Raw genomic sequence first — 13,573 nt, 5'->3', positions numbered from 1 at the left:
AAGAACGCGGTCAACGAAACCAGTCAAAAGTGTGTCCCGAAGCCCTCGGCAGGTCATCAAAGAAATGCCCGAGGCTATCGGGTGTCGACTTGGAAGCCACTACAGGACCTAGGATGCTTGAGCTCGTTGCTGCGTTTATCTGTTTGACCACCCTCCTCACCTATGTAAATTACCGTTTCATCGGCCTGCCCCCAACCATCGGCGTGATGGTCACCGCCTTGCTGTTCTCGCTGCTGCTGCAAGGCTTGAGCGTGATCGGCTACCCCGGCCTGGAAGAGCGCGTGCAGGGTTTGATGAACCAGATCGACTTCAACGATCTGCTGATGCACTGGATGCTGTCGTTCCTGCTGTTCGCCGGCGCCTTGCACGTAAACCTTGCCGACCTGCGCAGCTACCGCTGGCCGATCGGGCTGCTGGCGACCGTCGGCGTGCTGATTGCCACCGTGGTCATCGGCTTTCTCGCCCACTGGATTTTCGCCCTGTTCGGCTGGCATGTGAGCCTGCTCTACTGCCTGCTGTTCGGTGCCTTGATCTCGCCGACCGACCCGATCGCGGTTCTCGGCGCACTGCGTACCGCCAATGCCTCCAAGCCACTGAAGACCACCATCGTTGGCGAGTCGCTGTTCAACGACGGCACTGCAGTCGTGGTGTTCACCGTATTGCTGGGCATCGCCCAGCTTGGCGAAACACCGACGGTGGCCGACACCGCGATCCTGTTCGCCCGCGAAGCCATTGGCGGCATTCTGTTCGGCGGCCTGGTGGGCTACATCACCTACCGCATGATCAAAAGCATCGAGCAGTACCAGGTCGAGGTCATGCTGACCCTGGCACTGGTGATCGGCGGTTCGGCCATGGCCTATGAGCTGCACGTATCGGCGCCGATCGCCATGGTCGTGGCCGGCCTGATCATCGGCAACCTGGGCCGCAACCTGGCAATGAACGACATGACCCGCCGCTACCTGGACGGTTTCTGGGAACTGATCGACGACATGCTCAACGCCCTGCTGTTCGCCCTGATCGGCCTGGAGCTGTTGCTGCTGCCATTCTCGTGGATGCACCTGGCGGCGGCCGGCGTGCTGGCGGTGGCGATCCTGCTGTCGCGCCTGCTGACCGTGGCACCGGCCATCCTGATGCTGCGCCGTTGGCGCACCGTTCCGCGCGGCACCGTGCGGGTGCTGACCTGGGGTGGCTTGCGTGGCGGGGTGTCGGTGGCCCTGGCGCTGTCGCTGCCATCGGGCACCGAGCGTGACCTGCTGTTGAGCATCACCTACATCGTGGTGCTGTCGTCGATCCTGTTGCAGGGCCTGACGATCGGGCGGGTGGTGCGCGGGGTTACCGAGCAGCCTTGAGACCGCTAGCGCCGGCAAACCGGCTCGCACTGGGATATGTGTGAGCCGGCTTGCCGGCGGCGTCAATCACTCCACTGCGGTATCGAACTGATCCTTGATGTACTTGATCTCGGTCCGCCCGTGCGCTGCCGGCAAGCCGTCTTCACCGAGGTTGACGAAGACCATGCGGTCGACGGTGAGGATGCTCTTGCGGGTAATCTTGTTGCGCACTTCGCACTTGAGGGTGATCGAGGTGCGACCGAATTCGGTGGCGGTGATGCCCAGCTCGATGATATCGCCCTGGCGCGAAGCGCTGACGAAGTTGATCTCCGAGATGTACTTGGTCACCACGCGCTGGTTGCCCAGCTGGACGATCGCATAGATCGCCGCCTCTTCGTCGATCCAGCGCAGCAGGCTGCCGCCGAACAGGGTGCCGTTGGGGTTGAGGTCTTCGGGTTTTACCCATTTGCGGGTGTGGAAATTCATATCTGCTCCTGACCGTCTTGCCAATCGATGTGGGTAATGATGGCAGAGCCTGACCCCCTCCTCCATTTAACATCGACTATGGTCTCGATTAATCGACAGAAAACCTTGGGCAGTTGCGCTGGCGCAGCTATAATCGCCAACGCTTCAATACGGTCATCGTCATCCGCGACCGTTCCCGCCACCTGTCCGAGGGGCGCTGCAGCAGGTTCAACCTGTCAGGCTCGGATGGGGCGTTGTCCCGCCAGGCCTGCCTGCGGACACTAAACGCACAACGGCGCCCATTCGCACACTACGAATGGAGGCTCTCAATGAGCGCTGTAAACACGCCTGCTGGTTTTACCGATTACAAAGTCGCCGACATCTCCCTGGCTGCCTGGGGCCGTCGCGAGACCATCATTGCCGAATCGGAAATGCCAGCGCTGATGGGCCTGCGCCGCAAGTACCTTGAAGAGCAACCGCTCAAGGGTGCGAAAATCCTCGGCTGCATCCACATGACCATTCAGACCGCCGTGCTGATCGAAACCCTGGTCGCCCTGGGTGCCGAAGTACGCTGGTCGTCCTGCAACATCTTCTCGACCCAGGACCAGGCCGCTGCCTCCATTGCCGCTGCCGGCATCCCTGTGTTCGCCTGGAAAGGCGAGACCGAGCAAGAGTACGAGTGGTGCCTGGAGCAGACCATCCTCAAGGATGGCCAGCCATGGGACGCCAACATGATCCTCGACGATGGCGGCGACCTCACCGAGCTGCTGCACAAGAAATACCCGGCGGTACTGGAGCGCGTCCACGGCGTCACCGAAGAGACCACCACCGGTGTGCACCGCCTGCTCGACATGCTGGCCAAGGGCGAGCTGAAAGTCCCGGCGATCAACGTCAACGACTCGGTCACCAAGAGCAAGAACGACAACAAGTACGGCTGCCGTCACAGCCTCAACGATGCCATCAAGCGCGGCACCGACCACCTGCTGTCGGGCAAGCAGGCGCTGGTCATCGGTTACGGTGACGTGGGCAAGGGCTCGGCCCAGTCGCTGCGTCAGGAAGGCATGATCGTCAAGGTTTCCGAAGTTGACCCGATCTGCGCCATGCAGGCCTGCATGGACGGCTTCGAGCTGGTCTCGCCGTTCATCGACGGTATCAACAACGGCACCGAAGCGAGCATCGACAAGGCCCTGCTGGGCAAGATCGACCTGATCGTGACCACCACCGGTAACGTCAACGTTTGCGATGCCAACATGCTCAAGGCCCTGAAAAAGCGCGCCGTGGTCTGCAACATCGGCCACTTCGACAATGAAATCGACACCGCTTTCATGCGCAAGAACTGGGCCTGGGAAGAAGTCAAACCACAGGTACACAAGATCCACCGTACCGGCCACGGCGACTTCGACCCACAGAACGACGACTACCTGATCCTGCTGGCCGAAGGCCGCCTGGTGAACCTGGGTAACGCTACCGGCCACCCAAGCCGGATCATGGACGGCTCGTTCGCCAACCAGGTCCTGGCACAGATCTTCCTGTTCGAACAGAAGTACGCCGACCTGCCAGCCGCTCAGAAAGCCGAGCGCCTGACCGTTGAAGTGCTGCCGAAGAAACTCGACGAAGAAGTGGCCCTGGAAATGGTCCGCGGCTTCGGTGGTGTAGTGACCCAACTGACCCCGCAACAGGCCGAATACATCGGCGTGACTGTTGAAGGGCCATTCAAGCCACACGCCTACCGTTACTGAAAGTTGGTAGCTGCAAGCTGCAAGCTGCAAGCGGTTCGCGCCGCTTCTGCTTGTCGCTTGCGGCTTGTAGCTTGCCGCTGAAGAGAACCTTCTATGTCTCAGGAACGTCGTTACAGCTTCGAGTTCTTCCCGACCAAGACCGATGCTGGACATGAAAAACTGCTCGCCACTGCCCGCCAGCTGGCCAGCTACAACCCGGATTTCTTCTCCTGCACCTACGGTGCCGGTGGCTCGACCCGCGACCGCACGCTGAACACCGTGCTGCAACTGGAAAGCGAAGTGAAAGTCCCCGCCGCCCCGCACCTGTCGTGCGTCGGCGACAGCAAGGACGACCTGCGCTCGCTGCTGACCCAGTACAAGGCAGCCGGCATCCAGCGCATCGTCGCCTTGCGCGGCGACCTGCCGTCGGGCATGGGCATGGCCAGCGGTGAGCTGCGCTACGCCAACGAACTGGTGGAGTTCATCCGCCAGGAAAGCGGCGATCACTTCCATATCGAAATCGCCGCCTACCCGGAGATGCATCCCCAGGCGCGCAACTTCGAGGACGACCTGAAGAACTTCGTGCGCAAGGCCAACGCCGGCGCCGACAGCGCCATCACCCAGTACTTCTTCAACGCCGACAGCTACTTCTATTTCGTCGAGCGCGTGCAGCAGCTGGGTGTGGATATTCCGGTAGTACCGGGGATCATGCCGATCACCAACTACAGCAAGCTGGCGCGCTTCTCTGACGCTTGCGGCGCCGAGATCCCACGCTGGATCCGCAAGCAGCTGGAAGCCTACGGCGACGATGTGAAGAGCATCCAGGCCTTCGGTGAAGACGTCATCACCCGCATGTGCGAGCAACTGCTGCAAGGCGGCGCTCCAGGGTTGCACTTCTACACCTTGAACCAGGCCGACCCGAGCCTGGCGATCTGGAACAACCTCAAGTTGCCCCGCTGATCGAACCGCTACACCGCAGGTAACAATTGCGTCAGAATACTGAAAAGGCCTTTAGCTTACGCTAAGGGCCTTTCTGCATTCCTGCCCCCAGACGGATTTTCGTGCCTTCATGCGCCAAGGACTTACCCCTGCTCGACCGCAACTCGTTTACCTGGTCTTCGGGCCGCCCACCTACCACCAGGAAGCCCAGTTCAGCATCGTCAGCGCCCTGGCCAACCTGCGCAAGACACCCGGGGAAGCACTTGATATCCAGGTCTACAGCGACAATCCCGAACCCTACCGGCACCTGCCGGTAACTGTTCATCCACTCGACGCCGCCACCCGTGAAGCCTGGAACCAGCCCTACGGCTACCACTTTCGCAGCAAGCACGTGGTGCTGCGTCAGGTGCTTGCCAGCGCGCCCATGGCCGTGCTGATCGATACCGACACGTTCTTCCATCAGTCGCCCATCGAGCTGTTCCGCCGGGTCAAGCCAGGCACCCTGCTGTGCAATGCCATCGGCAGTACCTATGGCAATGATCCTCAGTGCCCGCTGTTCCAGAGCCTGGCAGCAATGCTCGAAGAACGCGGGCTGGCCGACCGGCACATGCCGCTGCTGAACTCCGGGGTGATTGGCCTGATGCAGGAAGATGCGCCATTGCTGGACCGCTCCATCGCCTTGATGGACGAGTACTACCCCCACGCCAACGGCGCCTACACCCTGGAGGAGTTCTGCCTGGGCGTGGCCGCCTACCGGCAGATGCAGGTTAACCAGTGCACCGACCTGATCCATCACTACTGGAGCCGCAAGCAGCTGTTCCGGGCCAAGGTCCAGGCCTGGCTGGCCAAGCACCAGCACGCACCCCTGAGCGAAGAGGCACTGGCCGACGTCACCCGCGTCAATGCCCAGTTGCCCAAGCCGCCAACCTTGCAACGCCTGGGCTACAAGGCGCTGAGCCTGGCCCTGCCGAGCGAACAGCGCCAGTTCATGCGCGAGTTGCTCAATGGCTGCTTCGACTACCCCAACGAGTTCGACCGCGCCTGCGCTACGGCCTGGTGGGACAAGGCCCTGGACAATGCCAGGGCCCGCCATCCGCGGCCGATCTGCGCCGATACCCTGCAGCGATGGTTCGAGCACCCAGGCATGCGCCTGTCGCTGGGCCGCAAGCACCGCACGGTGCGTGATTCACTGTTAAAGCGATCACAGCGCTGACAGCCAGGCTGGCTCGACATGCACGGCTACTAGCCATAGCCGTGCACACGTCGTAATCTCCAGCCATGCCCGATTTCACCCGCCTGTTGACCGCGCTGATTCTCACTTGCCTGAGTGCCTTTGCCCACGGCGAGAAGCTGCGTATCGTCACCGAACCCTGGGCCCCCTACGTCTATCTCGAAGACGGCCAGGCCAAAGGCATCGACTATGAGGTCACCGCCGAGGTATTCAAGCGCCTGGGGGTCGAGGTGGAATGGCAGTTCCTGCCCTGGAAGCGCTGCCTGGCGATGATCGAGCAGGGCCTGGCCGATGGCGTGCTGGACATCTTCCAGACCGAACAACGCGACAGCCAGTTGTTCTACCCCAGCGAGCCGCTGTCCGACGTCGAATTCACTCTGTTCTATGCCAACGCCCGCCCGCACAAGGTCAAGCGCCTGGAAGACCTGCGCGGCCTTACCGTCGGCACTTCGCCCGGTTACAGCTATGGTGGCGCGTTTATCGACTCACCGCTGTTCACCCGCGAGCCGGCCCCCACTCACGAGGCCAACTTCGGCAAGCTCCAGCGCGGACGTATCGACCTGTTGATCACCGACCGCCGTGTGGGCCGCTATATGATCAAGACATTGGGCCTGGAACAGCAAATCAGCGAACTGCCTCTGGTGATCAGCCGCCACAGCCAGTACCTGGCGGTGCGCCGCAATGTCGGCATGGACCTGCTGGCCCAGCGCTTTGCCGCCGAGCTGCGGCGCTTCAAGCGCGAGCCGGCCTATGCCGCGCTGCATGCACGCTACGCCGGCACTGCGGAAAACTTTCCAACCGCCGTTGAGCAGCAGGAAAGCAGCATGCGCTGAATGCTCTGTTATACTCGGGCCTTCCCGCCAGGCTTACGCCCGGACGCTCGGCCTTGCAAAAGGCATCCCGACCGGCAGGACAGCGCGGCCCAGAGCCCGCCCGCCGCCCCGGATGCGCATTGAAGACCCTGCTGGACCGGACGCGATAGCATCAGCTGATGCCCGTCGCGCCAGGCAAGATTATCCCATCGGGCTCAGCCCCCATTAAAACAGGATTACTCATGTCCTTTGCTTCCCTCGGTCTCTCCGAGGCTCTAGTTCGCGCCATCGAGGCTGCGGGCTACACCCAGCCCACTCCGGTGCAACAGCGGGCCATTCCCGCCGTGTTGCAAGGCCGCGACCTGATGGTTGCCGCCCAGACAGGTACTGGTAAAACCGGCGGTTTCGCCCTGCCGATCCTTGAACGCCTGTTCCCCGGTGGTCACCCGGACAAATCCCAGCGCCATGGCCCACGCCAGCCGCGGGTACTGGTGCTGACCCCGACGCGCGAACTGGCCGCCCAGGTTCACGACAGCTTCAAGGTCTACGCCCGCGACCTCAAATTCGTCAGCGCCTGCATCTTTGGTGGCGTCGGCATGAACCCACAGGTTCAGGCCATGGCCAAGGGTGTCGACGTGCTGGTGGCCTGCCCCGGCCGTCTGCTGGATCTCGCCGGCCAGGGCAGCGTTGACCTGTCCCACGTCGAGACCCTGGTGCTCGACGAAGCCGACCGCATGCTCGACATGGGCTTCATCCATGATGTGAAGAAGGTCCTTGCCCGCCTGCCGGCCAAGCGTCAGAACCTGCTGTTCTCGGCGACCTTCTCCAAAGACATTACTGACCTTGCCGACAAGCTGCTGCACAACCCCGAGCGCATCGAGGTCACGCCGCCGAACACCACGGTCGAGCGTATCGAGCAGCGCGTCTACCGCCTGCCGGCCAGCCACAAGCGCGCCTTGCTGGCACACCTGATCACCACCGGTGCGTGGGAACAGGTGCTGGTGTTCACCCGTACCAAGCATGGCGCCAACCGCCTGGCCGAGTACCTGGAAAAACACGGCCTGACCGCCGCCGCGATCCACGGCAACAAGAGCCAGAACGCGCGCACCAAGGCCCTGGCCGACTTCAAGGCCGGCAGCGTGCGCATCATGGTTGCCACCGATATCGCCGCCCGTGGCCTGGACATCGACCAGTTGCCGCACGTGGTCAACTTCGAACTGCCCAACGTTGAAGAAGACTACGTTCACCGTATCGGCCGTACCGGTCGTGCCGGTCGTTCGGGCGAGGCCATCTCGCTGGTCGCGCCGGATGAAGAAAAGCTGCTCAAGAGCATCGAGCGCGTTACCCGCCAGAAGATCCCGGATGGCGACCTGATGGGCTTTGATGCCTCCAAGGTCGAAGCCGAGAAACCCGAGACCCGTGAGCGTCCGCAAAACAATCCGCGTGGTGGCCGTGGCCAGCGCGCCGATGGCAGCAATGCCGGTAGCGGCGGTCGCAAGGACAAGGGTAAGGACCAGGGCAAAGACAAAGGCCGCGACAAGGACAAGGAAAAAACCGCGGAGAAATCCGCCGGTGGTCGCCAGGAGCGCAAGCCCCGCGACAACAAACCGCGTCAGGCCCAGTCGGGCCAGCCAGGTGTTCCGCAAGTTCCGGCCAATCGTGATCCGGAAGAGTTCCTGGATGACGAAGTCGACAACTTCGGCAACCGCGCCGACTACGTCAGCCCTTACCAGAACAAGGGCAACCAGGGCCGTAACCGTCGTCCGGGCGCACCTGCCCAGACCGGCACCGGCGCCAGCACCGGTGGCCAGCCACGTGGCGGCCAGCCGCGCAGCAACAACGGTCCGCGCAGCGGTGGTGGTGCTTCGGCCAATGGCGAGAAGCGCGGCGGCGGTGCCCGTAATGGTGGCGGCAGCCGCGACGGTGGCGGTCGCAATCGCCGCCCGGCGCGCGACGATCAAGCGAGCAAAGAGCCGGCCGTGCGCAATCCGCGTGAGGGCCAGCCGCAGCCGAAGATCGTCCACAAGGAGTCGAAGGTCGACCGCTTCCCGACTGCCGAACAGCTCGAGCAGCTGCCAAGCCGTCCACGTGGCGAGAAGCCTGCGCTGCTGACGCGTAACCGCTGATTCAGCGACCGCGCCAACAAAAACGCCGCCCCTAGGGGCGGCGTTTTCGTTTATGCAGCAAGCATTACTTCTGCTTGATACCTTCGATCGAGATGTCCAGATCCAGGGTCTGCGAAGACGGGCCTGGGCCTTTGATGCCGAAGTCGTTCAGGTTCAGCGTGGTCTTGGCGTTGAAACCGGCGCGCTCGCCACCCCATGGATCCTTGCCTTCACCGTTGAAGGTGGCCTTGAAGATGACTGGCTTGGTGACGCCGTGCAGGGTCAGGTCGCCAGTCACGTCAGCAGTTTTCTCGCCGGTCGATTTGACAGCGGTGGAGACGAACTTGGCCTCTGGGAACTTGCTCACATCGAGGAAATCTTTGCTGGCGATGTGCTTGTCACGCTCGGCGTGGTTGGACCACAGGCTGGCGGTTTTCAGGTCGACGGCGATCTTGCTGGCTTCAGGCTTGGCGGCGTCCCAGCTGAAGGAGCCATCGAAGTCCTTGAAGGTGCCGTGGATGAAGCTGTAGCCCAGGTGGCTGATCTTCCAGTCAACGAAGGCGTGCTGGCCTTCCTTGTCGATCTTGTAGTCTGCTGCCATTGCCTGACCGGCCGAGAACAGTGCGGTACCGAGCGCCAGAGCGGCAAAAGTCTTTTTCAACATGCGTCTATATCCCTTTTGGAGTTGAGGTTGAACATCAAGCTTTGCGGCCCAGCATGCGGATCAGGGTCGCGTCACGGTCGATAAAGTGGTGTTTCAGGGCTGCCAGGCCGTGCAGCCCGGCAAAGATCACCAGGCCCCAGGCCAGGTAGAAATGGATCTCGCCGGCGACATCGGCCTGATCGGGCAGGTTGCTGACCAGCGCCGGCACTTCAAACAGGCCGAACACCGGGATGCCAACGCCGTCGGCGGTAGAAATCATGTAGCCGGCGAACATCACCGCGAACAGCCCCAGGTACAGCAGGCCATGGCCGGCCTTGGAGGCGAGGCGGGTGAGTTTGCCGTGGTTGGGCAGCGCTGGCGGCGGTGGGCTGAGAAAGCGCCAGAGCACGCGCAGGAGCATCACACCAAGCAGCACCAGGCCGATACTTTTGTGCAGGTCGGGGGCGTCTTTGCGCCATGGGCTGTAGTAGTCCAGGCCCATCATCCACAGGCCCAGGCCGAACAGGCCGAATACAGCCAGTGCAACACCCCAGTGCAGGACGATGCTGACAAAGCCATAACGAGAAGGTGAGTTGCGCAGTTGCATTGCCGTGTTTCCCTGTAAGAACTGTGCTCAGACTAACGATTTATTAATCGAATAAAAGCAGAAAAACTTGCTCTGAAATATCGAGAAATATGATCTTTAGTATGAAACGAAGCTATTAAGGAAACATTAACTACGTGGGAAGGGAAGACCCTGCGGGCCTTGGGGCCGCTGCGCGGCCCATCGCCGGCAAGGCTGGCTCCCACAGGTTCGGTGTGTACTTGCCCCTGTAGGAGCCGGCGTTGCCGGCGATGAAGTTAGCGCATTACTGCGCCTTGGCCTGGGTATTGGCTACCGGCTTTTTCACTGGTTCCGCCTTGGCGGCGGCTTTTTTCGCAGGCGCAGCCTTGGCTGCGGTTTTCTTCGGCTGTTGCGCCTTGGCTGCCGGCTTTTTCGCCGGTGCCTGCTTGGCCGCTGGTTTGGCCGGAGCGGCTTTCACCGGCGCCTTGGCTGGCTCTTCCTTGGCAACCGGGGCGACCGCAGGTGCTGGCGCCGGCGCCGGCGCAGGGGCCGGAGCCACCTCGGCCTGCTTGGCCGCTGGCTGCTCGGCAGGCTTGTCATCGCTACCGAACATGCGCTTGAAGAAGCCAGGCTTGCCCTCTTCCTTCTTCACCGGCTCTTCGGCCTTGGCCGGTTTGTCGGGCGAGCCGCCAAACAGGTTGCTGAAGAAATTACCTTTGCTCGCCGCGGCAGCTGCGGTGCCGGCAGCGGCCGTGGCGGCAACCGCCTTGACCGGCTCGAACGACTTGCCCGCGGCCAGGTCCTGGACCTGGCTGGCAGCGCGCTGGCCGCTGCGCAGGGCGCCTTCGAGGGTGCCCGGGTACATCGCATCGGTGTGCTCGCCAGCAAAGGCAACCCGCTGCACCGGGCGCTCCCACAGGCGCCAGTACTTGCTGATCTGCCCAGGGCCATAGGCCAGGTAGGCGCCACCGGTACCCACGTCAGTGCTGTAACGGCGTACTTCGTAGCCAGTGAAGGCGCCACGGGCTTGCGGGTAGAAGGCGTGCAGGCGGATCAACACCTGGTCGACCATCTGCTTGTCGCCAAAGGCCTGCAGCAGGCGCGCGTTGTCACCGGAGAGGTTGATCACCACGTTAGCGCCGCCCTTGAGCGCAGGCTCGATCCAGAGCATGCCCAGGCCGGTGTTGCTGTAGATCTCGCCAGACATCCGCGCGCGGCTTTCCCACACCGGGGTCTTGAACTTGAGCATCAGCTGGTCGCGCCAGCCGTAGTTGGTGCCCTTGAGGGCGGCCAGGTGCTTGGTGTCCAGGCCCGGAGTCATCTGGATCTTCGACAGCGCGCGCAGCGGTACGGCCAGCACGACGTAGTCGGCCTGGTAACCGACGCTGCCAACCTTGACGGTGACGCCGTCCTTGTCCTGGATGATGGCGCTGACCGGCGACTGGGTCTTGATGGTTTTCAATTGCTTGACGAAGGCCTGGGCCAGCACCGGGCTACCGCCTGGCAGGCGTGCGGCGCGCAGGTCACGGTCGCTGACGCCGCGGTAGACGCGGGTCTGCTGGGCGAAATAGAGCAGCGACAGGCGCGACGGCTCGTCATAGCGGGTACGGATCTGCTGGTTGACCAGCTGGCGCGCGGTGGCCGGCAGTTGCAGCTTGTCGAGCCAGCCGGAAACGTTGAGCTGGTCGAGGGCGAACAGGGTGCTGTTGGCCGCCGGGTTCAGCGGATCGTCGATCGAGCGTGCGAGGTCGTCGAGGGTCTTCTCGTAACGCTTGAGCGCTTCGGCGGTGGCCGGTTGCTTGGTGCTGAGGTCGGCGGCGCTGAAATACTCGCCATCGATCAGGTAACCCGGGGTACGCACGAACTCAGGTGCCGGCAAGGTGCTGAGCTTGAAGGCATCCAGGTACTGGTTGAGCACCGGCTGGGCCTTGCTGTTGCCGATCCATTCACTGGTGGCCAGGCCCGAGCGCCCGCCCATACCGGTCTTGGCTTCCAGCAGGGTCACCTGCCAGCCCTTGTTCTGCAACTCATAGGCGGCTGTCAGGCCGGCCAGACCGCCACCGACGACGATTGCCGTCGGGGCCTTGTCCTTGGCCAGCGCAGTGCCGCTGAACAGTCCTATCATTACCAGCGCACAGGCGCGCAGCCAACCAGCAGACATTCGGCGAACTCCGGATCAAAGCAGAAGTGTTTGGGGGGATCCCCCAGAAAGAGTAGCCGAAGGATACGCCACGCCAAGCGCCCCCGCCAGCAACGCCAGCACCCTGATTGCAGCGCACGGGTTGTTCTCGACCGGCGCATTGCATAGGCTTGCGCGGCATGTCCGAGCCGCCGTCGCCAGGAGAATCGAAATGGGCCTCAACCAACAGTGGATGCAACGTGACCTCAAGGTCCTGTGGCACCCCTGCACCCAGATGAAAGATCACGAACAACTGCCGCTGATTCCGATCAAGCGCGGCGAAGGCGTGTGGCTGGAAGACTTCGAAGGCAAGCGCTACCTCGACGCCGTCAGCTCCTGGTGGGTCAACGCCTTCGGCCATGCGAACCCGCGCATCAACCAGCGCATCAAGGACCAGGTCGACCAGCTTGAGCACGTGATTCTCGCAGGCTTCAGCCACCAGCCGGTGATCGAGCTGTCCGAGCGCCTGGTGCAGATCACCCCCGAAGGCCTGGACCGGGTGTTCTACGCCGATAATGGTTCGTCCTGTATCGAAGTGGCGCTGAAAATGAGCTTTCACTACTGGCTGAACAAAGGCCAGCCAGAGAAGAAGCGCTTCGTCACCCTGAGCAACAGCTATCACGGCGAGACCATCGCGGCGATGTCGGTCGGCGACGTGCCGTTGTTCACCGAGACCTACAAGGCGCTGCTGCTCGACACCATCAAGGTGCCAAGCCCCGATTGCTACCTGCGCCCCGAGGGCATGGGCTGGGAAGAGCACTCGCGCAACATGTTCGCGGCCATGGAGCAGACCCTGGCTGAACACCACGCCACGGTCGCCGCGGTGATCGTCGAACCGCTGATCCAGGGCGCCGGTGGCATGCGCATGTACCACCCGGTATACCTCAAGCTGCTGCGCGAGGCCTGTGACCGCTATGGCGTGCACCTGATCCACGACGAGATCGCCGTGGGCTTTGGCCGCACCGGGACGATGTTCGCCTGCGAACAGGCCGGCATCCGCCCGGATTTCCTGTGCCTGTCCAAGGCCCTGACTGGCGGCTACCTGCCGCTGGCCGCGTGCCTGACCACCAACGAGGTGTACAGCGCCTTCTACGACGATTACCCGACCCTGCGCGCCTTCCTCCACTCGCACAGCTACACCGGCAACCCGCTGGCCTGTGCCGCGGCGCTGGCGACCCTGGATATCTTCGCGCAGGACAACGTCATCGAGGCCAACAAGGCCCTGGCCCAGCGCATGGCCAGCGCCACCGAGCACCTGGTCGACCACCCGCAAGTTGGCGAAGTGCGCCAGACCGGCATGGCCCTGGCCATCGAGATGGTCCAGGACAAGGCCAGCAAGACCGCCTACCCGTGGCAGGAACGCCGTGGCCTGAAGGTCTTCGAACATGCCCTGAGCCGTGGCGCCCTGCTGCGCCCGCTGGGCAGCGTGGTGTACTTCCTGCCGCCATACGTGATCACCCCGGAGCAGATCGACTTCCTCGCCGAGGTGGCCACCGAGGGTATCGACATCGCCACCAGCAGCCGCGTCAGCGTGGCAGTGCCGGCTGATTTTCACCCTGATTTCCGCGATCCGGGCTAACAGCATCGC

At 62.7% G+C, this 13,573-nt stretch carries 11 protein-coding genes and 1 riboswitch; of the genes, 7 read left to right on the top strand and 4 right to left on the bottom strand.

Annotated elements, in window-relative coordinates; translation table 11 throughout:
- Positions 1–113 precede the first annotated feature (113 nt).
- Positions 114–1,349 carry a sodium:proton antiporter gene (locus LOY34_RS02055; RefSeq protein ID WP_045193825.1) on the top strand — a complete coding sequence of 412 codons (1,236 nt, stop codon included), beginning with the start codon at positions 114–116 and terminating at the stop codon, positions 1,347–1,349.
- Positions 1,350–1,415: 66 nt separating this feature from the next.
- Here the strand turns inward: LOY34_RS02055 and LOY34_RS02050 are convergent, their stop codons facing one another.
- Entirely contained in the window at positions 1,416–1,814 is a 399-nt protein-coding gene (locus LOY34_RS02050) for an acyl-CoA thioesterase (protein ID WP_195885514.1), read from the bottom strand.
- Between the two features lie 182 nt (positions 1,815–1,996).
- Positions 1,997–2,101, top strand: a riboswitch (S-adenosyl-L-homocysteine riboswitch).
- Positions 2,102–2,122: 21 nt separating this feature from the next.
- On the opposite strand from LOY34_RS02050, the gene ahcY reads away from it, so the two are divergent.
- The 5 genes from ahcY to LOY34_RS02025 all read left to right on the top strand — a co-directional run bounded on the left by ahcY (position 2,123) and on the right by LOY34_RS02025 (position 8,619).
- Positions 2,123–3,532, top strand: a complete 1,410-nt coding sequence (gene ahcY / locus LOY34_RS02045) for an adenosylhomocysteinase (RefSeq protein WP_045193826.1) — start codon at positions 2,123–2,125, stop codon at positions 3,530–3,532.
- 93 nt (positions 3,533–3,625) lie between these two features.
- A complete protein-coding gene (gene metF, locus LOY34_RS02040; RefSeq protein WP_045193827.1) occupies positions 3,626–4,471 on the top strand; it encodes a methylenetetrahydrofolate reductase [NAD(P)H] in 846 nt (281 codons plus the stop codon).
- 109 nt (positions 4,472–4,580) lie between these two features.
- On the top strand, positions 4,581–5,663 hold the full coding sequence (locus LOY34_RS02035) for a hypothetical protein (protein WP_195885513.1): 1,083 nt from the start codon (positions 4,581–4,583) through the stop codon (positions 5,661–5,663).
- A 65-nt stretch (positions 5,664–5,728) separates the two neighbouring features.
- Positions 5,729–6,514: an ABC transporter substrate-binding protein gene (locus LOY34_RS02030; protein WP_093376907.1), complete on the top strand. Its 786-nt coding sequence runs from the start codon at positions 5,729–5,731 to the stop codon at positions 6,512–6,514.
- Positions 6,515–6,735: 221 nt separating this feature from the next.
- The gene (locus LOY34_RS02025) at positions 6,736–8,619 is read left to right on the top strand and encodes a DEAD/DEAH box helicase (protein ID WP_045193831.1); all 1,884 of its coding nucleotides are present in this window, start codon (positions 6,736–6,738) and stop codon (positions 8,617–8,619) included.
- Positions 8,620–8,683: 64 nt separating this feature from the next.
- Here the strand turns inward: LOY34_RS02025 and LOY34_RS02020 are convergent, their stop codons facing one another.
- From LOY34_RS02020 to LOY34_RS02010, 3 genes are all read right to left on the bottom strand, one after another.
- The gene (locus tag LOY34_RS02020) at positions 8,684–9,262 is read right to left on the bottom strand and encodes a YceI family protein (protein WP_093376912.1); all 579 of its coding nucleotides are present in this window, start codon (positions 9,260–9,262) and stop codon (positions 8,684–8,686) included.
- A gap of 34 nt (positions 9,263–9,296) precedes the next feature.
- Positions 9,297–9,848, bottom strand: a complete 552-nt coding sequence (locus LOY34_RS02015) for a cytochrome b (RefSeq protein ID WP_045193834.1) — start codon at positions 9,846–9,848, stop codon at positions 9,297–9,299.
- A gap of 262 nt (positions 9,849–10,110) precedes the next feature.
- The gene (locus LOY34_RS02010) at positions 10,111–11,967 is read right to left on the bottom strand and encodes a flavin monoamine oxidase family protein (protein WP_195885512.1); all 1,857 of its coding nucleotides are present in this window, start codon (positions 11,965–11,967) and stop codon (positions 10,111–10,113) included.
- A gap of 190 nt (positions 11,968–12,157) precedes the next feature.
- Between LOY34_RS02010 and LOY34_RS02005 the strand changes: the two genes are divergently transcribed.
- A complete protein-coding gene (locus LOY34_RS02005) occupies positions 12,158–13,564 on the top strand; it encodes an adenosylmethionine--8-amino-7-oxononanoate transaminase (protein WP_045193839.1) in 1,407 nt (468 codons plus the stop codon).
- Positions 13,565–13,573: the final 9 nt, after the last annotated feature.

The sequence above is a fragment of the Pseudomonas sp. B21-009 genome (assembly GCF_024749345.1).
In the GTDB taxonomy this organism is placed as follows: domain Bacteria; phylum Pseudomonadota; class Gammaproteobacteria; order Pseudomonadales; family Pseudomonadaceae; genus Aquipseudomonas.
This window is presented reverse-complemented; position numbering and strand designations above follow the sequence as displayed.